The organism is Alicyclobacillus sacchari (assembly GCF_004366795.1).
Classification (GTDB): domain Bacteria; phylum Bacillota; class Bacilli; order Alicyclobacillales; family Alicyclobacillaceae; genus Alicyclobacillus; species Alicyclobacillus sacchari.
The window spans coordinates 50337-73720 of record NZ_SORF01000012.1 but is presented as its reverse complement, the minus strand read 5'-3'; the positions used below and the strand labels follow the sequence as shown (position 1 = coordinate 73720).

Genomic DNA, 23384 nt, shown 5'->3' with positions numbered 1-23384 from the left:
AAACTCTCAATGAAATCTCACTATCCCGCATACGCGAGACAGATAAACTGGCGTGGTGTGTGTTTAGTTTTCAAGGAGCGACGCTGCCGTTCGAGGCAGCCCAATCAATATATCACAGCTTACACTTCATCGTCAACCGGTAAGTTTTGCATCGCTCACACACTGGCGAGAAACAGCTTCTTACCGACTGTGCTGCTTGGCGTCGCAAACTGCGCCGTCCGAAGCGGCATCGACTACTATACTACGCGAGATTGCGGCTGTCTAGTGTATTTTTATGGAATTGACTGTTGCGTAAATTACAGAAGAACAAGTCCTGCGTCTTTGCCAATAGTCTTTTCCCGTCGCGACAATGTACTGCTTTCGTTTACAGACAAGAACTTCGAGAACTCGGCAAGTTGGCACGCCTCATCTCTTAGATGAGTATGCACAACACTGTTGAGTCTTGTGACATCGAGCATCACGACTTCCAATCCTGAGTTAGCATTCCGTACATGATGTGATCTACGGTAATGGTCATATAACCATTCAGCCTGTCGCCTACACCCTTCGTTTTGGAATCCCAATCGTTCGGGTATCGCCCTGCTTTCCGGATTTTTACGGGCAATCCGTATCTCCACTCGGTCCAGCCCAAGTGCTTAAAAAGGGACATCAATATCATCGTGCATCGTGCGACACGAAATGGGTCATTTACTCCTTGTACTCCTTGAAACCATTCACCAAGCCAATACCCGACGCTTGTCAAGCGGTGCGTCCATTTGATGCAGTGCAAACGAAACACCCCTGCGAATTCGCCACGCTACCAAATTCCCAACTGCCCACCATCATTCGCAGCATACTGCTGCAAACCGGTTCGGATGAAATTTTCTATCTCCTGAACTGGACGTGTCCCATCCACAAAAGGTAACCGTGCTCGGAGAACATTGCGGCAGTCATCTAATTGCAGTGATCTAAATTAAAGCAAATAAGGGTCTGCATCTCGAACTTCGAACAATCTGATTTGTGCCCTCGTTGACCTTGGAACCAATCAATCTAATCTCCCTTTACTTGGTCCAAATCTAACCCCAGTATCTTCGACTCATCGTGGAGTCGCAATACGCTGCGGCAAATCGGCCTCGAATTGCGTCATCTCCGTGTGAATACCATAGTACGTTGCACTACTGATTGCTCTAAGTTCATTCGCCGCAAAATCACTCGGGTCCTATCAGCATTACAATACCAAGGGCCCTTAGCCATCCCAAACGGATACGAACCACGGGCGAGGAATCTTGATTCATAATGTACGAACTCGCAATACGAAATTCGAACGCGCCTTCTGCTGAGGGTTACTTGCGGACTGACTTGTATTGGGTGCGCTCGTATCGAAAGAGACTCTTATGAAGCACCAACATCCCAATTGGCGTGCTATCTGCAAATCGTGCCTACTGAATGTCAACCCCAAGCCATACGCATAACCCGGTGTGCGAAGGCCAAAATATCCATACACACCCAGAGCGCGTCGATGAATTACTGATACGTCATACTCGCATGAGTCGTCACCTTTGACAGAAAAGCCAAATGAAAAAATATCCGTATTTCAGACGCTTGACTTGCTCCGCAATACGTGTTAGATTACCCAGTGCGCAACGATAACAGGTTGACGCGAGCCATTAGCTCAGTTGGCAGAGCACCTGACTTTTAATCAGGGTGTCGCTGGTTCGAATCCAGCATGGCTCACCATGCCACCTTGGCTCAGGGGTAGAGCGGCTCACTCGTAATGAGCAGGTCGTCGGTTCGAATCCGACAGGTGGCTCCATAGTGAGGGCAATCAACGTATTGCCCTCTAAATTCAATAGTAGTTGTTGGGGAATAGCCAAGCGGTAAGGCAACGGTTTTTGGTACCGTCATGCGAAGGTTCGAATCCTTCTTCCCCAGCCATGTGTGCCCTTAGCTCAGCCGGATAGAGCGTTTGACTACGAATCAAAAGGTCGGGAGTTCGAATCTCTCAGGGCACGCCATCATCGGAGCATAGCGCAGCTTGGTAGCGCGCCTGCCTTGGGAGCAGGAGGTCGTGGGTTCGAATCCCGCTGCTCCGACCAGTTTTTCAGTAGCACCACAAGCTGAAAAGTCAATATGAGATTACCCGGAGTGGCGGAATTGGCAGACGCACACGACTCAAAATCGTGCGGGAAACCGTGCCGGTTCGAGTCCGGCCTCCGGGATTCGTGGGGGTATAGCTCAGCTGGGAGAGCACCTGCCTTGCAAGCAGGGGGTCGTCGGTTCGAATCCGTCTACCTCCACCACTTTCCTCGATAGCTCAGCGGTAGAGCATCCGGCTGTTAACCGGAGGGTCGTAGGTTCGAATCCTACTCGGGGAGCCAGGCACGCTCCCATAGCTCAGTTGGCAGAGCGCATCCATGGTAAGGATGAGGTCACCAGTTCAAGCCTGGTTGGGAGCTCCATATGGCCCCATGGTCAAGTGGTTAAGACACCGCCCTTTCACGGCGGTAACGCGGGTTCGAATCCCGCTGGGGTCACCATGAAAATTTGCCACTTGACGAAGCTCGTAGGTTGTGCGTAAAATTGATAAGCGTGTGCGGAAGTGGCTCAGGGGTAGAGCATCGCCTTGCCAAGGCGAGGGTCGCGGGTTCGAATCCCGTCTTCCGCTCCATGATATCTTGCTTTAGCTCGCCGGGTATACGCTCTGGCGAGCGGAGCAAGGAGCAAAATGATTCACAAGCCTGCGGGTGTAGTTTAATGGTAGAACATCAGCTTCCCAAGCTGAGAGCGAGGGTTCGATTCCCTTCACCCGCTCCATGCGGCTGTAGCTCAGAGGGAGAGCACCACCTTGACACGGTGGGGGCCACAGGTTCGATTCCTGTCAGCCGCACCAACTGTAAAGGAAACCATCAACTTGGTTCTGACAGTAAGGCCCTATCGTCTAATGGTTTAGGACGCCGCCCTCTCACGGCGGTAATAGGGGTTCGAATCCCCTTAGGGTCACCATTACTTGGAGTGATGGCCGAGTAGGTCGAAGGCGCTCGCCTGCTAAGCGAGTATACGGTCAAAAGCCGTATCGAGGGTTCGAATCCCTCTCACTCCGCCATGGAACTGTGGTGTAGAGGCCTAACATGCCTGCCTGTCACGCAGGAGATCGCGGGTTCGAATCCCGTCAGTTCCGCCATTTGCGCCCATAGCTCAGTCGGCTAGAGCGCACGACTGATAATCGTGAGGTCGGTGGTTCGAATCCACCTGGGCGCACCATGTGTAAAAGACGACCGTCTATATAAGACGTTCGTCTTTTCTTATATTGTCCCCGTTGTCCTGCTACCTGCATACCAACTTCGGCCTTCCCTCACACCACTTCTCCTCGCCGATCTTCTTCCAGGAACGGACGATCGCGCTCAAATATCACACTTTAGTGACTTGTTCATTTTGTATCCGCATTCGCTGCTAACTCATGATTGCTTCAGAGTTCATTCGGGTGTAGGATAAATCCTTGTATTCATCTAAGATTTTAAGTTATAAGGAGGGAGACATGTGCAAGAGGGCCTAAAACGCGCTTTGCGTACACCGGAAGTACTGTTTATCGGTATGAACGGTGTCATCGGTGGTGGAATCTTTTTATTGCCAGGTCAAGTGGCATCATTGGCTGGACGCCAGGCGACATGGGCATATCTCATTGCTGGCGTTGTCGCAATCCTGATTGGGCTTTGCTTCGCGGAAGCCAGCAGTATGTTCAGTGAAACAGGCGGGTCCTATATGTACGCAGAGAGAGCCATGGGTCAAACTGTTGCGGCCAGCGTCGGTTGGATGAGTTGGTTGACGCTAATCGTCGGCTGGGCGGCACTTTCAAATGGCCTCATGGGCTATGTGACGTCTCTCGTCCCCGGTCTCGCACCATTCAAAGACGTAATCACAGCGGGCGTCATTGCTGCCTTGTGCTTGGTCAACTCGCTTGGTGTCCGAAAGGGCTCTTGGGCGGTCGTCTTCTTCTCTGTGGTCAAGCTCATACCGCTGATATTGCTTGTTGCGATGGGATTTATCCTTTACACAGGACACACAGGAAACGTCTCTGATGTGCCCATGAGCGCGCCGCAAATTGGCAAGGCTGTGCTCGTGCTCATCTATGCCTATGGCGGATTTGAAATGGCAACCGTCCAACAGGGTGAGATGGTCCATCCGCGCAAGTCTGCAGTTATTGGCGTCATTGGAACATTGGTGGGCGTCACCTTATTCTATCTTCTCATTCAAGAAGCTGCCGGGCGACTTGATCCGGCACTGGCTGCGTCAACCACTCCGCTCGCGGACGCCGGTCGCGCTATGTTTGTTGGTGGCGCCACCGTGATGACCATTGGCGCGGTTTTGTCTATTCTTGGGACCAAGAGTGGTGTCGCATTAGCGGCGCCGCGTATCCTGTATGCCTTATCGCTTCGGCGCGGGTTGCCCAGAGCACTGGCAACCACTTCGTCGCGCTTTCAGACGCCTATCGTGTCCATCTGGATCACGGGTGTAATTGTGATCGCATTGAGTGTCACGGGGACATTCGAGCATCTGCTTCTGCTCAACGTAGCCGCACGCCTATATGAATATCTCGCCGTGTGCATCGCCGTGATCTTGTTGCGCTTTCGCGCGAAGGAAGATAAACGCGCCTTTCGCTTGCCCTTTGGTGTCACCATTCCATGTGTTGCAGCGGCACTGTGCATTTGGTTGCTAAGTCAGGAATCTGCAAGCCAACTGCTGCTGGCACTGGCTGCCTTAGTGGTTGGAATGATTTTATATGGGATCAGCCGGCGTGCCCAGGCAATGGCGAAAGCAGCGGAGCTCAAGCACAATTCGTCGCGCAGCGCGTAAGGATTTACGCTAGTTAAAAGTCTTTGCTATGTACGGGTGAAAAGGGCCATCTCCCTCCTCACCCTCTTCTCATAAGAACAGCGTTTCGCCTTCTCAATCCAGATTTCACAGCCATCATGATAACGGCCACCAGTGGAATGGCGACAAACGTGACCACAAAATAGACGGGTACCGTATACGCAATAAATTGTTGGACATCACCTGCGCTGCGAAACAAAACGGTAGCGCCAGTCCATACCAGCAATCCTCCTGCAAGTGTTGTAACGCGATGTGAAGACAGCCCAAATACGTCTTTCAAACCTGAACACCAAGCGTAATGAAAAACAGCTAATTTCACGAATACGGTGGATACGACCGCGATCACGTACAGCGTATCGAGCCGTTCAAGAAACCGCCCAACGCGAATATTGCGAACAGCCTCCAGGACGGGATAACTCAAATAGTGTGTAGACGGTCCCACCACCCCGATCGTGAGTACCGTCACAAGGGTTAAAGCAACTGTGGAAACAACAGCCGCCACAGCGACGTCTCGAGCCGCAGTGTTTGCGTTCTTTAAGAACATGAGGAATTGAAGCGCGATCATAAGTTCCAGGGCATAGTCCAAATCAGACACAATACCTCCGCGCAGCACAGGTCCCCACCCGTCAACCAGAACGGGGCGCAGTTCATGGATGTCCATGTGCTGCATGGAGAGAAAAAACAAAATGGGAGCAATAAGCATCACAAGCAGTGTAATGAGTTCAGCGTCGCGCATCACAACTTCCACGCCCAAGTAGACTGCATACGCGACGGCAAGCATGGCAAACGCACCCATCACATATTCAGGCGTTTTAGGCAGAATGGTGACCCCGACAAAGACCTCGGCTTCGCGTAGAACCGTACAGTTCGTAATATACAAACATATAAGAAACCAAATTCCTAGTGCTCGCCCGATCCAAGGTCCACATGCTTCCAACAGAGCCGAAGTTAAGGTTCGGCAAGGGAACATACGACTGAATAGCAACGTCACCGCTACAACGATGCCCCCGCCTACCACAAACAGCATTGTGCTGATCCACGCATCGCGTACAGTGAACTGTGCAACAGCCGACGGAATTGTCACAATACCAGTGCCCAGAATACACCAGACCATTGCAATCACGAGTTGGGAACGAGATATTTGAACCCTGGTCATGACGCACCAACTTCCCTATCTTAGGATCCGTAAACCAATCATTCTGATCTACAAATAGTGTAAAGCCGTACAAACACCCCCAAGGCCCTCCACTACACGTCTGTATCTAACACGCTTCCCTTGTTGGTGATCACCGTTTGACGGCCATAGCCTTCTTCACAACGATTCCAGCCACAGCGAGTAGCGGAGTCAGCAGAAGTGTGCAGACTGCGTACGTGGGGCCTGTATAAAAAATGAATTGTTGCACGTCATTTGCATTTTCGAACAACACATTGGCACCCCCCCATACCAGCAACGCGCCGGAAAGCGTAGTGACCCGATGCGAGGACAAATGAAATAGATCTTTCATGCCCGTACACCATGCATAGTGGGATACCGTCATTTTCACGAAAATCGTCGATATCACAGCGATCACGTACAGCGTATCGAGTCGCTCAAGAAACCGCCCCACGCGAACATTGCGAACAGCCTCGAGAACGGGATAACTCAAATAGTGAGTGGCAGGACCGACCACGCCTATCGTCACGGCTGTCACGATAGTCAATACCAACGTAATGATGAGGGTGGCAATACTGACATCTTTGGCGGCTAACTTACCCCGCCGCAAGAACGGGATGAATTGCAGAACGATCACCATTTCCAATGCGTATACCAATATCGAAACCACTCCCCCACGCAAAACAGGCGTCCATCCATCCGCGAGGACGGGCATCATTTCGTGGATGTCTATATGTTGCATGGATAAAACAAACAGAATCGGAGCAATCAGCATGACGAGAGGTGTAATGAACTCGACATCCCGCATGACGACTTCCACTCCCATATAAACGGCATACGCAACGGCCACCATGGCAAAGGCACCTATCATGACTTCCGGCGTTTTCGGCAAAATTGTAGTGCCGACGAATACTTCTGCTTCACGGACAACTGTGCAATTCGTGATATACAGTCCTGCCATAAACCAAATTCCTATAAGGCGCCCTAGCCAAGGTCCCCATGCATCCATTAAAGCGTTCGTCAATGTTCGGTTCGGAAAGTACCGTGTGAAGAGCGACGTCAGTAAGGCCACCAACGTGCCACCCACCGAAAAGAGCAAAGCGCATATCCAGGCATCACGAACCGTGAACTGTGCAATCGCCGTTGGAATCGCGACGATGCCTGTTCCGATCACGCACCAGACGAGGGCAAAAACCAGCTGCACCCGCGAGATTTGGACCTTTGCCATGACTCACCGACCCTCTACAGAACTTGATACAGCCACTCAGTGGCAGGACGGAACAAAGCGTCAACAGGCGCCAGAACATGAACTCCAGTCAACAGATGTGTATCAAAACTAACAGCCATCAACAGCGCCGCACTCACAAACAACGTGTAAAGAGTCCTTTCCCGGCGTGAAGCGGTGCGTAATGATCGCCATTCAATTGCAATGATTGAAGCGGATGAAAGAAGAGCCAACCAAGTCAAGGTGCCACCTCCGAATGTATCTCTCCGTTGCGGGAAGCGGTCGACTCTGGTGTATTCAACGCCAAGCTGGCACGCACAATCTGCACGTTCGCGTGACACTCCACATGAATTTTCGGAAACAGGGATTGCCACTTGTCACTGATTTGCCGAATAACAGGGATTCTGCAGAAACACGCGCTTCCCGAATTGGGAGGCATCCACATCGTCCTGTTGTAATTTTGCAATGGTGGTTTGCATGCTGCGCTGAATATACGCGGCCGCCATCCGGTTCAAGTCCTTGAACGTCTTCTCGTCAAGTTTTTCGCGGGGACATATCTGCTCAACTTCTGCTCGCGCATGTACCTGAAGCTGTACGTTCAAATCCCGCTGTCCTGGTTGTGCCTGAAACTTCGTATTTGAACCGAGGATTCGAATCGTCGTTCCCGCACCATCTTCACCCGCACAAGGGAGATGGATGGACACCTGCCGAGTACTTCCTAGCAACCATCCTAGCCCCTGCATCTCGTCGACGTTCAACGTATCGACCAAACGCCCGCCTCGAAACACCGCCACGCCCTGAAGCGCCGGCCTACCCACACTCTGCAAGCTAATGAGCGCCATCACCGGTGATTGTGATGGAGATAGATATTCCTCCATAATCTGCTGTTGCTCAGATTGCACAAAACGCAATTGAGTGGAGGACTGTTCCACAAGTTCACGAATTCCAAGTGCATTAAGCGGTTCGGGATCTACGGAAGCCGATAGCACATCGCTGGCGGCGTTCGGGGTCACGAGGAATAACTGATTTCGTCGAAACGCTCGATCACGTTCGAAGAAATCCAAGGCTCGATCGATGCCATTTCGGGCATATGACTCACCAAATAAAACCAGCATGTTCTGTGCTAAATACACAGAATGGGGAATTTCGCGCTCAAACTTGCCCATCGCATCTTCAATCGAAGCCCCCGTTTCTTGTCGCACAATGACCGGTTGCTTTCCCCCGCTGGTACTCGATCCATCCTGCCCCGATGATGGTGCGCTGGACGGATTCACAAACTCAGCAGTTACGTTGATCAAGTGATCCTCTGTTTCGTCGACGCCTATGGCCAAAACGAGGTTCATATCATCCACTTCTTGTATGTCATAGCATCCGGGCAAACACAGAGAACTAATACCGACCAGAAACAGCGCAAAGGCCTTTGGCGGCCACGAACCTAGCACTCGTTTCATGATTCGTTCAAATCCCATCCCAATGCCTTCCGTTGCTTGGGCAGCGGTGTCCGGTTGCTCGTTTCATTCACCGTTTCCATGTGTTCGGGCCGGCGCTTCATCGCAAACCAAGGCGCTCGAATAAACATATCCTTCATATCGGACCAACTGAAAGGTGCAACCGGTGCCATATACGGAACACCAAAAGAGCGAAGTGAAACCAGATGAGTGATGAGGATGAGCGCGAGGATTAAGATCCCGACCAGACCACTGACACCTGCAGCTATCACAAAGGCAAACTGGATGAGGCGACTCGAGTTCACGAATCCGTAGGCTGGCAATGCAAACGAAGCAACCCCTGTACCCGCGACCACAATGACCATACCCGGTGAAACCAGTCCGGCGCGAACCGCCGCATCACCGACGATAAGCGTACCCACGATACTCACAGACTGGCCCACCGCTCTTGGCAAGCGTGTGCCGGCCTCGCGCAAGACTTCGAAAACGACAAGCATGAGCAAGGCCTCTATGATGGTTGGGAATGGAATGCCGCGATGTTGAGCCGCTACAGTTACCAGTAATGGCGTGGGGAGCAAGTCTTGATTATAGGATAGGAGCGCGACATACAGTCCAGGTAATAACAAAGACGACCAATACGCGACATGGCGCAACATGCGAATGAAGAGTGTCAATGTGTAGTGGAAATAGTAATCATCGACAGCGACCAAAAAGTGAATAAACTGCGCCGGAACGAGCAAGCAATTGGGAGCGCCCTCCACCAGAATGGCAATTCTGCCTTGCAACAAGTTCCCACACACTCGATCCGGACGTTCTGTTTCTTCGGTAGTAGGAAACAATGTAAATGGGGCGTCGCTGATCAATTCGCGTATCTTGTTGATATCGCCCACGCCATCGATCGAAATGCGGCGGATGCGCTGTAAGGCCTCTTCCACCAATGTCGGCTTTGCAATACCTTCGACATAGACGACTGCAACTGTAGAGTTGGTATATTCACCCACACGTACCGATTCAACTTTCATACGTGGAGTGCGGATTCTCTTTCGTAACAGTGCAAGATTCATTTCGATCTGCTCAACAAAAGCTTCTTGCGGCCCTTCCAGCGTTGGTTCATTCTCCGCCTTTTGAATTGCACGCCCTGGTGCATGGCTTACGTCGAGCGCCAGAGCGTGCGGCCGGCCACATAGCCACAGGACAACCTGCCCGTCCGCCAAGGCAGTATTCCATTGCCGTCGCGTTGAAATCTCATGTACGGTTACAGTATGTAAAATGGAAACGACATCACTTAGTTGCAAGCGGCGCTTCGATACGCGCGCCAACGGTTGTAAGATGCCTGTCTCAAGGCGAATCAGATCAACAAGCCCTCGCAGCCAAAACAATAAAATGCGCTCACCGCATATCTCGATTTCACGCGTCTGTAAATCGCTGCAACGATCCCATTCTGACTCCAGCCACTGTTGCATGAACTCCGGGCGCTCCGGGATTGGCTCCTGTCCCTCTGTTGCGGAAATGTCCTCTCGCAGCTCCCTTTCGCAATCCAAGATCCGTCGCTCGCCGCCATTCCTCCGGAATCGTTTGAACAATGGGATTCACACCTCTCAAACGCATATCGTCGCAGGCTATCGTCTGCAAATTTTCCATACACAATACACAATATCTACAAAGTGTCGATGTTTTTTCCATGCACAAGAAACAAAAAAGCAGGCACCCCCACTTGCCATGGGTTGCCTGCTGCCGTTACCTTCGCACAATTTATAATGATTTTCCACATCCCACAGACCGCCCCATACATCCTTAGCGGAGCAAATCATGTAGAATCAGATACAACGCGTGTGCCCATCCGAGTGGTGTGTTCTCATTCGGTACACCTTGCGCGGACAGATATAACTCAGGAATGCGTACATCCGGCGTCATCACGCGCTCAGTCCACTCCAAATATCGCCGCGCCTCATCCTGGTTCCCGAGCGTCGCATGACATAGTCCCAACCACGGCAGACCCATGCACCATTCGGCCTCCCGCCCACTATCGGCGTAATACCGATCTCCAGCGTAGCGAATTACACCGCGATCGCGTAATAAATTCTGCTCCACCCGCCGGACGATCTCGGACGCCATGTCGCCGGGCAACAGCCGATATGGATAGACGAGACTCAATTGCGCCAAGTCACAGTCATGTGTGGCACTTTCATGCGGTAAGATGCGCCATAACGCAATCATGCCATCACGGATCATATCGATTTCGATCTCGAAAAATGGTTTTATTGCGAGCAATCCGGCGACGCACGCACCAATACTGCTCGCGTGCAGCTCGACTTCTTCCTCCCACATACCGTTGTCCGCGTTGCACCAAAAGGCAAGCGTTTTCAGATAACGAATCAGCAAGCGCACGATGCGCACGTCCACATCGTCCCGCAACATCCTCCGATGATGCCGCAAACCCAGGCCAAGTCCGTACAGAAATATCCCAATGGCATCATTTTGGGCGTTTCCCCACGGTTCATGAATTTCTTCCAACGTGTCCGCTGTATACCTGGGGTGTATATATTGGTAAACTGCTTCCGGCTGGTGATCGGCGTGAAACGCCAGTTTCCACTCATATTTACGCCAAATGTCGAGAATACGATGGTAAATCTGCTCGTACTCCGAATCGTCTTTTCCCAATTTCGATAAAGAAATATAACAATTGTCCCGAATCCAAATGTAATGATAGGTGTTCGATGGGCTGGCTAGGTAAAGACCGTTCTGTCTACGCAAACTGTCCAGGCCTTGCTGTACACGTTCTCGCATAAAGAACGCCCTCCCTTCCCCATTACACTAATCACTTTGGCAGGAGGGCGTTCCCTATTTAGGCGCTTGTCACGGTTTCGCGGCTAGGCCACACGGCGCTCAACTTTGCACGAGTTCAACAGGCACTTGTACCTCGGCGGGCAAATTGATGCGCACTTTGCCCTGCAGCATGTCAATTTGTGATTGATAGTACTGTTGCAGCGTGCCAACGTCGGACCAATAACCGTCTGCTGCGTATCCATACAGGGGGACACCTGTTTTAAGCAGCATCGGAAAAAGATCTTTACCGAAATCAAACGGCCGATCATCGGGAACATAATCCAAAATTTCAGGTTCCAGAATGTAGATTCCCGTATTGATCCAGTATGCTTTCCCCTGGATAAATGTTTTAGGTTTCTCGATGAATTGGGTGATTTGCCCTTCCTCATCCGTGGTAACAACACCATATCCCAATGGACAGGCGACCTGCTTTAAGAGAATGGTCACGGGAGCACGGCGTTTCTGATGCACCGAGATGGCTTTCGTCAAATCAAAGTCGGTTAACCCGTCACCGCTCATGACCAGAAATGTACCGCCTACATGAGCGCGCAAGGGTTTGATTCCCCCCGCCGTGCCAAGCGGCCGAACCTCCTCCTGATAATCGATCCGCACTCCCCATTTCGATCCGTCCCCAAAATGGGAGCGGATGTGTGCCGCCAAATAACACACAGTGATCGTGATGTCCCGAATCTCGTGGGCTGCCAGAAGTTCGACGACGTATTCCATCATCGGTCGGTCCAACAGTTGCAACATCGGTTTGGGCATACGCCTTGTCAAAGGCTGCAATCTCGTTCCCTGGCCGCCTGCCATAATCACTGCGCGCATCGTCATACCCCTTTGCTGATCAACTCAGAATCTCGTGATGTGGCAATATACACATGCAGAAATGACGCTATGACTCGCGTATGCGGTTGCATTTTTGGACATCCCTAAATTTTTTGTCACTTCACCTCGGACACTTGTCTCTCTGTGTGTGAGACAACCTCTCGATAGACGTCCAAGGTGGATTGTGCAATAGACCGCCAGTCAAAGCGAACCAAATCATCGCGAGCGACCATCCGCAGTCGCTGACGCAAATCCGGATCGCCGAGCAAACGGCACACTTGTTGTGCGATGGAATGAGGATCACCTGGGTAGACCTTCAGTCCGTTCCGATCGTGGTCGACGATATCAGCCAGGCCTCCCACGTCGGACACGACAAGCGGTGCCCCCGCCGCCATGGCTTCCAGCGCGACAATCCCGAATGGTTCGTACAAACTGGGGACGACAACCGCAGAGGCGTTTTGTAACAGCTCATTGCGCTCTGCATCGTCCACATATCCTGCAAAGTCGATGTGGGGTTCAAGATTCATCCTGTGGCATTGCTCTTGCAGTTCCTCCAGCATCGGCCCTTGCCCGACAATGACGAACCGAGTGTGCGGGAATTCGCGCAAAATAGCCGGTGCGGCTTCAAGCAAATGCTGTACACCCTTTTCGCGCACGAGGCGTCCGACAAAGACAACCGTGTCATCGCTTCCGTCCCCGTTTTCGCGCCCTCGATTCGCCCGATCCGCCGCCACCGCCGGAACCTCAATTCCGTTTGGCAAGATGCGCATCTTATCTGCCGGCAGCGCAAATAGCCGCTTTACCTCGCTTTGCATGTACGAACTGCAGACAATCACGCGCGCCGCCTCGTAGGTGAGCACCCATTCGCGATGGTGAATGTAAGCTTGTGTATCCGTGTAAATGCCATGATTGCGCCCGTGTTCTGTGGCGTGAATCGTCGCAACGAGGGGCAGCTGCCATCGCTGTTTCAAAGATTTCGCCGCATCGGCGACGAGCCAATCGTGCGCATGAATCACATCGAACACAATTCCGTCGTCTGCCAACGCCAAGGCGCGATCCAACATCGAAAGATTCATCTGGAACGCGAAGTCAATGAACGATCCACCGTCGGGTTGGCGCACGTGAACGCGATGGACATGTACTCCATCGACTGTATCCTCGAGCGGACTATTACCTCCAGCCAGTGTCAAAACATGGACATCCATTCCTTGGCTTGCCATGGACCGAGCGAGATCGTACACATGCCGCGACAGTCCCCCTACTGAGACAGGGGGGAATTCCCACGACAACAGCAACACGGATCTCTCCTGACTGGATGAACGGCGCATTGCCTTGGCCTGCATATCGTTACAGGTCGACGATCGATAGAATCGATAGTCGACGTTCGGAAACAGGTTGTCGATGGACTCCAACCGTTGCAAGAAGTCCATGTCGATCCGCCCGGCTTCCACCATCGTCAAAAGTTCCAAACATCGGTTGATGTGCTGCTTGAAACGGGCCACTGCATAGTCCACACTTGTTCGATTATCCATAATGAAGGCCCAATCACTGCTCTGCGCGAGCATCAATTCGCGCGCGGCTTGATGGAGTGCTCTCTCCACACTGGGAGATACGTCCGGCAAACGGTTGACGATTCGGATCAGCCGCTGTTCACATTCGTGCAGCGCTGGATACATCCAATCGTTCGTCCCGTTTAACCAGACTTCGCCATAGCCGTTGCGCCCCCACGAAGAAAATGCGAGATCGGCGCAAGGGTAATCCGGATACAGCGCAAGGTACTCGGAGGGCGTGATGGTCGCAATCTCGTTTTGATCGAAGTAAAGCTTGCGCAGGAGCACATCGAGGAAAATCGGCCCCTCATACCACCAATGCCCAAATAACTCTGCATCGTATGGCGCCGTGACAACGGGTAGCCGACCCATCTGGCGGTGCATATACGCAAGCTGGCGTTGCCGATTGAACATGAAGTTGCCCGCATGTTCACACGCTTTTTCACGAGCGCGATCGATGTCGTACGGCTGTTTTTGAACGACGTCTTTACCGGTGATTCTGTAGTATTTGAACCCAGTATGGATGCGAATGCCATCAGGATGGATGAATGGGCGAATATAGGATTCATCCAAATCAAAACCGATGTCACGATAGTATTCGCGATAGTCATAGTCCCCTGGGTAACCGCGATCCGAACTCCAGACCTGCTGCGAGGACTCCTCGTCGCGGGCAAACGCCGCAATCCCGCTGTTACCCACCAGGATTGGCGAAAAGGTGCCAAATGCAGGCCGGGGATGAGCCGAGGTAAACGCGTGTGTATCGACAAAGAAATAGCCAATGGAAAACTCCTGCAAGTGGGTGAGCATGCGTGGCGTGTATGCGCACTCAGGCAGCCAGATACCACGGGGCCGAAAACCGAAACAGGATTCAAAGGTCGTCACCGCAGTGGCAATTTGAGCGCGGATGGCCTCTTCGGTTTGCATGTATGGCAGAAACGCGTGCGTGGCAGCGCTTGTGATCAGCTCAACGCAACCGACGCGGTGCAACTCCGCGAATGCAGTAACCAAGTCGCCGTTGTAGTGATCGTAGAACTCCTTGATTTCCTGCAGCCTTGTCTGATATGCCTGGGCGAGAGCATGAAACTTGGCATCGCCCTGTGTCCGCTCCACCTCGTGTTCGGCAAGCATCAGCGAGCGATACAGGTATTCCCTGTAGCGCACTTGCAGAAGGCAATCGCGCAACATGGAAAGCAGCGTCGGTGAGAGCGAGATCGTGATACGAAAATCGACCTGGTCGCGAACCAACTGATGAAACACCTGGAGCAATGGAATGTAGCACTCGGTCATCGCTTCAAAGAGCCAGCGTTCTTCCAGTCTGTCATCGCGATCGACATGGCGCACAAAGGGCAAATGAGCGTGCAGAACAAGGTTGAGATAGCCTTTTGTCATCTTTTGTGATCGTCCCTTCTGGATCAGCGCGTGAGATGATAGCCGTCGAATTGACCCGCATACCGCGAGATGGGGAATTCCCCCTTATCGTCCTGCCTGCTCGCGATATCGGAAATGCGAAGGCCTGCCGTCTGCACGGTGGTGACGAAGGGCGATGCAAACTTGAGATCTGGCTGAGCACCATGCTTTGCAAGCGGTGGCAAGGATACCATATTGGAACGCAGCAGACTGAAGCGCTCACCATCGCGCTCAAGCGTCAAATCGACGACATAATGGCGCCCAGGGACAAGATTGTGGATGTACCAATTGGTTGTATCGGTGGGCTGGATGATCTCCTGGCGAACGAGCGGTGCGTTGTGCCCATCAAACCAAACGCCCGTGACATCGTAAACGCAAATCGAAAGGGGCATGTTCGACCAATCGCACAACCAGTGCTCCTCGCATAGCCGGCGATGATCATCTGTCATGAACCAGTACGCAAACAAACAGGTGGGATGAACGGGAAGACCAACCATGCGGCTTCGTTGATACGCGATGTTCCAATCTTCGTTGTACAATCGATGTTCCACGGTATTCGTAGACTCCACTCCTCCACTGGTGTACTGGCCCTCGCAGACTTTCGCTGTCTCGTCTGCAGACCTTCACTCCCACCATATGTGCAGGTACGAGAGTTCATGCGGTAGATTCAATGGTAGAACAGGAAGATACCTACAGGGAAAAGCCCGGCAGGCAATAGCGCCATCCGGGCTTTCTGAACATATATGTCACTGCCTTGATGTCAGTGCTGCACAACAAACGTCGGCGTCGCCACAACCATGCGATTGATCGCACTGAACAGTGCTTTGATAGAAGCGTTCATAATGTCCGTATCAATCCCGCATCCCCAGTGTGTTCGGCCCTCGGCATCATCAATGCTAATATATGCCACGGCCCTGGAGCCAGAGCCCACTTCCAGGGCGTGTTCCTTGTAGGTCAGATTGGTGTACTGTAAGCCGAGACTGGCTTGTAAGGCGTTGCTCACGGCATCCAAGCGCCCGTTCCCGGATCCCTTGATCGTACGCGTCTGCCCATGGGTATGAATGGTCACCGTTGTCGGATGCCCTGCCCCTTCATCAGCTTTGAGTTCCGAAAAGGCGATGGGTTCCGCCAGGTTGACAAACTCCTCTGTGAAAATATCCGCGATCTCGTCAACCGACAGCTCCTTTTGCAGGCGATCCGAGACGCCCTTCACCGCATAACCCAAATCTTCACGCATGCGCGGCGGCAGATCAAAACCATACTTTTGCTCGAGCAAGTAACCGATACCGCCCTTGCCTGACTGGCTGTTGATGCGGATGATGTCCCCCTCGTACTCGCGCCCAATATCCTTCGGATCGATGGGCAAATATGGAACGGTCCAATGCTCGCGCTCCTCCTCCTCACGCCATTTCATCCCTTTCGCGATAGCGTCTTGATGGGAGCCCGAAAAGGCAGTGAACACAAGCTCTCCAGCGTACGGATGGCGCTTGCCCACCTGCATCTTGGTCAAACGCTCGACCACCGATTGAATGTCGGGTAGATTTTCAAAATCGAGTCCCGGCTCGACGCCATGCGAGTACAGATTCAGTGCAAGCGTGACAATATCGACGTTACCTGTGCGCTCGCCGTTGCCAAACAAGGTACCTTCGACCCGATCCGCCCCCGCCAGCATCGCCAGTTCTGCATCAGCCACACCCGTGCCACGATCATTGTGCGGATGTACGGAAACAATGACAGGGTGACGATCGCGAAGATGGTTGCTCATATATTCGATCTGACTTGCGTAGACATGCGGCAGCGAGAGCTGAACGGTCGATGGTAGATTGATGATAACCGGGCGCTCGGCGGTCGGCTTCCAAACATCGAGGACTGCATGACAGACTTCGAGCGCAAAATCGACCTCCGTGCCGGTAAAGCTTTCTGGGGAATATTGGAACATGAAATTTCCAGGCGTCTCTAAGGCTAGCTGCTTGCAAAGTTGCGCACCTGAAACAGCAATCTCAACAATTTCAGACTTTGGTTTGCGAAATACCTGTTCTCGCTGTGCAATTGACGTCGAATTATACAGATGGACAATGGCACGCTTCGCTCCCATCAGGGATTCGAAGGTGCGCCGGATAATGTGATCGCGAGATTGCGTGAGCACCTGAATGGTGACGTCATCCGGAATCAAATCGCGTTCGATCAACGTCCGCAAGAAGACAAATTCGGTATCGGATGCCGCAGGAAAGCCCACCTCGATTTCCTTGAAACCGATGTCCACGAGCAGTTGGAAGTACTCGAGCTTTTCTTCAAGATTCATCGGTACAACAAGCGCCTGGTTTCCATCGCGCAGATCTACGCTACACCAGATCGGGGCCTTATCGACATACTCCTTTTTCACCCAATTCCAACTTGACTCCGGAGGCATGCTGTATTGCCGGGTATACTTGTTTGCATTTTTCATCACAATCCACTCCCTCTTTCGTGTTTTTCGCAACAACAGACCAATAAAAAGCCCCGTCTCCGGTTAGAGACGAGGCAAGGTTAGCTCGCGGTACCACTCTAATTGACTTCCAAAGGCGAAAGTCCTCTCTGCTTGATGGCAAGCACCATCTATCCCTGTAACGTGAGAACCACGGCACACCCTACATGTCGGGCTGCAGTTCATGGGTGAGTTCAAAATGCACCTTCTGCCGATTCGCACCAACCATCGGCTCTCTGTCATCCGGCCACATCTTTACTACTCCCAATCTCCACTTTTCGCACAATTCTGTTGAATCCACTGTAGCGTGATAAAGCTTGGATTGTCAAGGGGCGATTGACCAGTGCTTGCATCCCAACGAGCGAAGTATGTCAAAAAGCGATCCACTGCCGCTTCGCGTTACTTTCCCAAGCGGCTTCCGTAAGCCGTGCAACCTGATAGCCACTTTCCGCTGCCGCAGCGGGCGTATCAATCCGCCCAAGCACGAGATCGACAAAATTCTCATCTGGATTGGTGGTCGCCGGCAATTCCTCCACGGTGACCGGCCGGAGTTCCGAGTGTAACCCCCTTGCGACCCAAAGTTCGCCATTGCGATACAAGGCAGTTCCGTTGGTTCCATGGATTGCGACGTCCTCCCACCACCCGATGGAGGCACTCCCTACCACATTTAGCGTGCAAATCACATCATGCTCAAAGCGGATAGTCAGTGCTGAGTCAATATCCACCTCGGTTCCTCGATTGTCGATATGTCCAAATACAGCTTTTGGTTTGGAGCCAATGAGCCACAACATGACGTCCACAAGATGCGATCCCGAATCATTTAACTGTCCCCCGCAGGAAAGTTCGCGGTTTTGTCGCCAAGTGCCACGTTGCGATTCCAACCAGGACTGCGCCTGATATGCCGTTGCGTAGCGAATCTCGCCAAGCTCTCCGCTCTCGATCAAATCTTTCAGATATACATATGGCCCCTGTAACCGTCGCTGGTAGCTCACCGCCAGGTGGCGCCCCACCTGTTGCGCCAGTTCAATAAGCGCCCGTGCGTTTGATGAACCGGATACAAACGGTTTCTCCATCAACACGTGCAGACCGCGTTGCAAACAGAGTTGACCTTGCTGAAAATGTTGTGCATGGGGCGTAACAATGACGGCCGCATCTGCTTCAATGGTCTCCAATGCGGATTCTAGTGTTGCAAAACCAGGGGTCGACTGCAGTTCCTGTGACAATTGCCTCGTTGCCGCGATGGCCTCCGAAGAAGGATCGACAATGCCTACGATCACTGCGTCTCGAAGGGCCAGCAGATTGCGCAGATGTGCCCTCCCCATCCCGCCAGCTCCAACCAGCAATACCCGGACCGAAACCATGTCCATCTCTCCCTAATTAGGCAAAATAGCTTGCCAGATGTAGATACGCCTGCTGAATACCGAGTAATTCGGCCTCAGCGCTGCCCCAAAAACGTGCGTCCTCCAATTCGATACTGACAGCCGCTTCGTATCCGATGCGACGTAATTTCGACGCAACTTTCCCCCAATTCACTTCACCCGTTCCCGGAATGCAATAACGCCACGAACCTCCAGAAAAGCGCTCTGCAAGGGAAAGTTGCGGTGGTAGAGTTCCGTACACATATTGTCCATCCGTGAGAATTTCGGTGTCTTTCCCATGACAGTGAAAGATCCGATCTTGAAACTCATCGAGCACCCTCAGATAGTCGATGCCTAAACGCACCAGGTGCGATGGGTCGTAGCACAAACCGATATATGGCGAAGGCACCCTGCGGAACATCTCTCTCCACACTTCTGGTGTATAACCTAAGGTCGGGTAATCAGGGGCAGGCCCAGGCCATCCCTCAATGGCCACACGGACGCCGTGTCGTTCACACGCGTTTGCGACATGAGGGAATGTGGCTGTAAAGTATTCGAGAGATTCCGCGATGGGCTGGCGTCCCGCTTGCGGAACAAGACACACAAAGGCCGTCTTTGCACCGAATGCCGCCAGTTCTTCAATCTGCTTGCACACGCTCGCCACAGCCTGTTCCCGCTCCCGCGCATCAGGCGAAAGCAATCCGGACACGCCCGCCAGATCAACAGTTCCTATTTCTAGACCGGAAAGCACTTCTTCCGCGGCTGATTGCGCGTATGGCAATGAAGGGAGATCGATAGCCGTGAGCCCAATCGCGCGAAATCTATCTGCGACGAACTTGATGCCATTTGCCTGTATTTGAGGCGACAACCTCGCACCAATACAATTTCGCATACCTCATGCTCCTCCTTCGTGCATGTGTGATTGTGGGTTCTGCCTGCCCCACGTCAACTCCTCACCTCCTTCAATCTTGAACATTCACCCTTTCGTTGCCCCGCCGAACTGAAATCCTGTGGACATATAACGTTGCCCTAACACGTACAAGACGACAGCCGGTATTGTGTATAGGATGGAGAACGCAGCTAATTTTCCGTATTCCACGCTGCCATACTGGCCGAAGAACTGAAAAATGGTCACCGAGGCAGGTAGCTTCGACGGCGTTTGAATCAGAATGAATGGGACAAAAAAGTTACCCCAGCTTCCTGCGAACGTGAAAATGCCAACCGTCGATATACCGGGCAACATGAGGGGTGCGACAATCTTGCGGAGACTGGAAAACGCGGATGCCCCGTCTGTCCAAGCGGCTTCCTCAAGCTCAATGGGAACGGAATCCATAAAGTTTTTCATAATCCAAATCGCATAGGGCAATCCGGAGGCGGCCAAAAACAGCGTGGTCCAAAAGATTGAGTCGGTTATGTGAAGAAACACGAACAATTCATACACAGGCACCATGACCGCCGTGATCGGCAGACTCGTGGAAAAAAGTATGGTGTACATAAACGGTCGCTTATATTTCAATTGATAGCGAGATAATGGATAAGCTGCGAGTCCGGCCACAATAACTACGAGAACAGACTGACCAAGCGAAATGATAACGCCATTGACAAATGACCGCTGATTCGCGGGGTCCGATAAAATGGCCCAAAAGTTGCCGAGCGTCCAGTGCTGAGGCACCTGTAATGCCAAAGTGGCATTGCCGTCGAAAGCAGCAAAAATCATCCACAAAAGTGGAATGACAAAGACGACGCCGATGAGTACTAGCACCAGATGAACGAGGATCGTATCAGCCTTGGCACGACTCCACTTCATTCTCTCGCCTCCCTCGTAGAGTGGTGTCTGCGGTGAAACCTACAACTTGACTTTCAACATGCGTAGATATACGAAACTTGCCACAATGCCAATAATAAGGAGGATCAGAGAAATCGCGGTGCCGTACCCCAATTGATAGTCACTGAATGCCTGCTGATACATGTAGATAGGCAATGTCATAGTGCGATTGCCCGGACCGCCGCCGGTCAAAGAATAAATGAGTGTGAATACACCGAGCGTCTGCAGCGTGATTAACATCATATTGGTCGCGATCGAACCTTTAATCATGGGCAGTGTCACCCGGACAAAGCGCTGAAATCGTCCGGCACCATCGATGGCTGCGGATTCAAGAATCTCCTTCGGTACGTCACCCAGAGCAGCTTGATAGACCATCATGGAAAACGCAGTACCGTGCCATATGTTCGCGATAATCACGGATACCATGGGAAATGCGTATAGCCACGCGATGGGTTGGACGTGGAACACCGAAAGAAAGGTGTCGAGCGTTCCCCCGTCGCTAAAAAATGCATAGAAAATAAATGCTACCACAATTTCAGGAGTAACCCATCCGGCAATAACCAAGACGCCGATGGCGCTTCGAAACACTCGATGTCGTTCATTCATCAGAACGGCAAGCAACAACCCCAGTACCTGCTGACCAATCACGGCCGAAAATACGAGGAATACAATGGTCTTGATCACGCTGATGCGAAACGTCGGATCCTGAAACATCGAAACGAAATTTTGAAAACCGATGAACTTGGTTGCAAGACTTGACGTACCTGTCAACGACAAATTTGTGAAGGCAAAGTAGAAGGTGAGCAGGATGGGTACAAAGAAAAACACGGCAAGTAAAAGCCAAGATGGAAGTAGGAACATGATAGCTCGCCACCCAGAATGATTGCTTGCACCACCTGGGAGAGGCTTTCGACGTCCCGAAGACTTGGCGAAGGCGTGCACAGCCATGACGCAACCCCCTATGTGACGCAGTCAGGGCGTGGCTTGGGCCGCGCCCCGCTGCCGTCGTGACGTCATTTCGACACGATTTCCGTGTTACTTGCGCCGACAATTCGTTGTACGTTGCTGGCGTATTGTTGCATCGCCTGTTCCGGTGTAAGTGCCCCGGTCGCAACGGCTTCAACTGCCGCTTGAATTTGTGTGGAAACACTGGGATATTGTGCATTGGCTGGCCGGAAGTGCGTGAACTTTTCAAAGCTTGTCGCTACTTTAAAGAACTGCCCAGGGGCGTTTTCGTACGACGGATCGTCAGCAACATCCTTTCTCGGCGCTAGATTACCTTGGTGCACATCGTACCATTCCATGTTGTTCTTATCTGTGGCAATCTTAATGAAATCCCAGGCCAGTTGCTTATTTTGTGAGAGACGCGAGATGGAAAGCGCCCATCCGCCCGACATCGAAGTATACCCGGGTGCCTGCCCGTATTCGGTTGGCATCGCTGTTAACTGATATGCCTTGGTTCCGTCCGGCCAAGGTGCAGGGCCGTTTTTCTGCCAAGAACCGGGTAGCCAATTTCCGTCTAGTGCAATTCCGATTTTTTGCTGAGGCATGAGCTGCTGTGACTCGATATTCCCGGCTTGCGCATTCAAAATTTGGGACAAACTCGGTCCTAGGCCACCCGCATATACCGTTTGAATCCACTTCAACGAGTTCAAAAAGCCTGGGCTTTGAACAATCCACTTATGCTTGGCCGCATCGTACAACGTATCAGGTGTCCCATATAAGAGCATTTCAAACGTCTGCATCGTGGTCGCTTCCCCGGTGGCCTTGCCAACTTGCATCCACAAGGGTACAACACCTGGGACTTTCTCTTTAATTTTCTTCGCTGCATTCAGTACGTCATTCCAGTTTTTAGGGTGCCATGGTACCGGCAGGCCAGCATCCTTGAATATTTTTACATCATAGTATAGCCCACGAGTGTCAGTACTGTATGGAACCCCATAAACCACTCCACCATTTGAGGTCGAGCCAGACTTCATCGCCGCGCTGAACTGTGACCAATCCGGCCAACTTTTCACCTCGGTATTCAGCGGCTGCAAGTAGCCGGCGGATCCATCGGCGTTGATGAGAAACGTGTCTTCCGTCACCACGTCGGGTGCTGTGCTGGCTGATTTCATCATGAGGTCAATCTTCGTGTAGAAGTCATTTTCAGAAGCCTCTATTGGTTCCAACTTCACCGTGACTCCGCGATACTTCTTTTCGAACTGCTGAGCCGCTTGCTGGAGCCATTCCTGATTAAAATACGGGGGATTGCCAAACTGCTGGTACGCCACGGTAATGATCCGCTGTTTTACCGTGCTCGCTTCGCCTTGTTGGTGGGATGACGTTTGGGGAGCAACATGCTGACTGTTTGTGGCACACCCAGAAAGGCCGACACAGGCAAGCGCTATGGACGAACCGATGCAAACTGCACGTCTTTTCATCTTCCATTCCTCCCTTTGTAAAGTGTGCTGTA

The 23384-nt window shown here is 52.1% G+C and carries 16 protein-coding genes, 17 tRNA genes and 1 other annotated feature; of the genes, 18 read left to right on the top strand and 15 right to left on the bottom strand.

Features of this window, described 5'->3' with window-relative positions:
- Nucleotides 1–1640 precede the first annotated feature (1640 nt).
- From C7445_RS11700 to C7445_RS11615, 18 genes are all read left to right on the top strand, one after another.
- A tRNA-Lys gene (locus C7445_RS11700) sits at nucleotides 1641–1716 on the top strand.
- Between the two features lies 1 nt (nucleotide 1717).
- Nucleotides 1718–1792 (top strand) — tRNA-Thr (locus C7445_RS11695).
- A gap of 47 nt (nucleotides 1793–1839) precedes the next feature.
- A tRNA-Gln gene (locus C7445_RS11690) sits at nucleotides 1840–1914 on the top strand.
- 3 nt (nucleotides 1915–1917) lie between these two features.
- Nucleotides 1918–1994: transfer RNA gene (locus C7445_RS11685), tRNA-Arg, on the top strand.
- Nucleotides 1995–1998: 4 nt separating this feature from the next.
- Nucleotides 1999–2075, top strand: a tRNA-Pro gene (locus C7445_RS11680).
- A gap of 43 nt (nucleotides 2076–2118) precedes the next feature.
- A tRNA-Leu gene (locus C7445_RS11675) sits at nucleotides 2119–2198 on the top strand.
- 5 nt (nucleotides 2199–2203) lie between these two features.
- Nucleotides 2204–2279 (top strand) — tRNA-Ala (locus C7445_RS11670).
- Between the two features lie 3 nt (nucleotides 2280–2282).
- A tRNA-Asn gene (locus C7445_RS11665) sits at nucleotides 2283–2357 on the top strand.
- A gap of 5 nt (nucleotides 2358–2362) precedes the next feature.
- Nucleotides 2363–2438, top strand: a tRNA-Thr gene (locus tag C7445_RS11660).
- A gap of 3 nt (nucleotides 2439–2441) precedes the next feature.
- Nucleotides 2442–2516 (top strand) — tRNA-Glu (locus C7445_RS11655).
- Between the two features lie 56 nt (nucleotides 2517–2572).
- Nucleotides 2573–2647 (top strand) — tRNA-Gly (locus C7445_RS11650).
- A 72-nt stretch (nucleotides 2648–2719) separates the two neighbouring features.
- Nucleotides 2720–2793 (top strand) — tRNA-Gly (locus C7445_RS11645).
- 1 nt (nucleotide 2794) lies between these two features.
- Nucleotides 2795–2869, top strand: a tRNA-Val gene (locus C7445_RS11640).
- A 37-nt stretch (nucleotides 2870–2906) separates the two neighbouring features.
- Nucleotides 2907–2982 (top strand) — tRNA-Glu (locus C7445_RS11635).
- 6 nt (nucleotides 2983–2988) lie between these two features.
- A tRNA-Ser gene (locus tag C7445_RS11630) sits at nucleotides 2989–3082 on the top strand.
- A gap of 1 nt (nucleotide 3083) precedes the next feature.
- Nucleotides 3084–3160 (top strand) — tRNA-Asp (locus C7445_RS11625).
- 3 nt (nucleotides 3161–3163) lie between these two features.
- Nucleotides 3164–3240 (top strand) — tRNA-Ile (locus C7445_RS11620).
- Between the two features lie 276 nt (nucleotides 3241–3516).
- Complete coding sequence (locus C7445_RS11615; RefSeq protein WP_134160536.1) at nucleotides 3517–4830, top strand: APC family permease; 1314 nt, start codon at nucleotides 3517–3519, stop codon at nucleotides 4828–4830.
- A 58-nt stretch (nucleotides 4831–4888) separates the two neighbouring features.
- On the opposite strand, the gene C7445_RS11610 is transcribed toward C7445_RS11615, so the two are convergent.
- The 15 genes from C7445_RS11610 to C7445_RS11540 all read right to left on the bottom strand — a co-directional run bounded on the left by C7445_RS11610 (nucleotide 4889) and on the right by C7445_RS11540 (nucleotide 23352).
- Entirely contained in the window at nucleotides 4889–6004 is a 1116-nt protein-coding gene (locus C7445_RS11610; RefSeq protein ID WP_134160534.1) for a GerAB/ArcD/ProY family transporter, read from the bottom strand.
- A gap of 130 nt (nucleotides 6005–6134) precedes the next feature.
- Nucleotides 6135–7229 carry a GerAB/ArcD/ProY family transporter gene (locus C7445_RS11605; RefSeq protein WP_134160532.1) on the bottom strand — a complete coding sequence of 365 codons (1095 nt, stop codon included), beginning with the start codon at nucleotides 7227–7229 and terminating at the stop codon, nucleotides 6135–6137.
- 14 nt (nucleotides 7230–7243) lie between these two features.
- Nucleotides 7244–7468 carry a hypothetical protein gene (locus C7445_RS11600; RefSeq protein ID WP_134160530.1) on the bottom strand — a complete coding sequence of 75 codons (225 nt, stop codon included), beginning with the start codon at nucleotides 7466–7468 and terminating at the stop codon, nucleotides 7244–7246.
- A 135-nt stretch (nucleotides 7469–7603) separates the two neighbouring features.
- Complete coding sequence (locus C7445_RS11595) at nucleotides 7604–8695, bottom strand: Ger(x)C family spore germination protein (RefSeq protein ID WP_134160528.1); 1092 nt, start codon at nucleotides 8693–8695, stop codon at nucleotides 7604–7606.
- The gene (locus tag C7445_RS11590; protein ID WP_243835162.1) at nucleotides 8674–10257 is read right to left on the bottom strand and encodes a spore germination protein; all 1584 of its coding nucleotides are present in this window, start codon (nucleotides 10255–10257) and stop codon (nucleotides 8674–8676) included. Before C7445_RS11590 ends, C7445_RS11595 begins: the two co-directional genes overlap by 22 nt.
- 211 nt (nucleotides 10258–10468) lie before the next feature.
- Nucleotides 10469–11461 (bottom strand): glycoside hydrolase family 15 protein, encoded by a 993-nt coding sequence (locus tag C7445_RS11585; protein ID WP_134160524.1) that lies wholly within the window; start codon nucleotides 11459–11461, stop codon nucleotides 10469–10471.
- A 99-nt stretch (nucleotides 11462–11560) separates the two neighbouring features.
- A complete protein-coding gene (locus C7445_RS11580; RefSeq protein ID WP_166669126.1) occupies nucleotides 11561–12325 on the bottom strand; it encodes a nucleotidyltransferase family protein in 765 nt (254 codons plus the stop codon).
- A 116-nt stretch (nucleotides 12326–12441) separates the two neighbouring features.
- Nucleotides 12442–15264: a 1,4-alpha-glucan branching protein domain-containing protein gene (locus C7445_RS11575; protein ID WP_134160520.1), complete on the bottom strand. Its 2823-nt coding sequence runs from the start codon at nucleotides 15262–15264 to the stop codon at nucleotides 12442–12444.
- A gap of 23 nt (nucleotides 15265–15287) precedes the next feature.
- The gene (locus C7445_RS11570; RefSeq protein WP_166669125.1) at nucleotides 15288–15851 is read right to left on the bottom strand and encodes a DUF4912 domain-containing protein; all 564 of its coding nucleotides are present in this window, start codon (nucleotides 15849–15851) and stop codon (nucleotides 15288–15290) included.
- Nucleotides 15852–16042: 191 nt separating this feature from the next.
- Nucleotides 16043–17728 (bottom strand): 2-isopropylmalate synthase, encoded by a 1686-nt coding sequence (locus tag C7445_RS11565; protein ID WP_134160516.1) that lies wholly within the window; start codon nucleotides 17726–17728, stop codon nucleotides 16043–16045.
- Between the two features lie 62 nt (nucleotides 17729–17790).
- Nucleotides 17791–18027, bottom strand: a binding site (T-box leader).
- 90 nt (nucleotides 18028–18117) lie between these two features.
- On the bottom strand, nucleotides 18118–19107 hold the full coding sequence (locus tag C7445_RS11560) for a Gfo/Idh/MocA family protein (RefSeq protein ID WP_243835161.1): 990 nt from the start codon (nucleotides 19105–19107) through the stop codon (nucleotides 18118–18120).
- Between the two features lie 16 nt (nucleotides 19108–19123).
- The gene (locus C7445_RS11555; RefSeq protein WP_134160512.1) at nucleotides 19124–19996 is read right to left on the bottom strand and encodes a sugar phosphate isomerase/epimerase family protein; all 873 of its coding nucleotides are present in this window, start codon (nucleotides 19994–19996) and stop codon (nucleotides 19124–19126) included.
- An 84-nt stretch (nucleotides 19997–20080) separates the two neighbouring features.
- Nucleotides 20081–20911, bottom strand: a complete 831-nt coding sequence (locus C7445_RS11550) for a carbohydrate ABC transporter permease (protein WP_134160510.1) — start codon at nucleotides 20909–20911, stop codon at nucleotides 20081–20083.
- Nucleotides 20912–20950: 39 nt separating this feature from the next.
- Nucleotides 20951–21790 carry a carbohydrate ABC transporter permease gene (locus C7445_RS11545; RefSeq protein ID WP_166669129.1) on the bottom strand — a complete coding sequence of 280 codons (840 nt, stop codon included), beginning with the start codon at nucleotides 21788–21790 and terminating at the stop codon, nucleotides 20951–20953.
- A 152-nt stretch (nucleotides 21791–21942) separates the two neighbouring features.
- Nucleotides 21943–23352, bottom strand: a complete 1410-nt coding sequence (locus C7445_RS11540) for an extracellular solute-binding protein (protein ID WP_243835160.1) — start codon at nucleotides 23350–23352, stop codon at nucleotides 21943–21945.
- Between the last annotated feature and the right edge of the window lie 32 nt (nucleotides 23353–23384).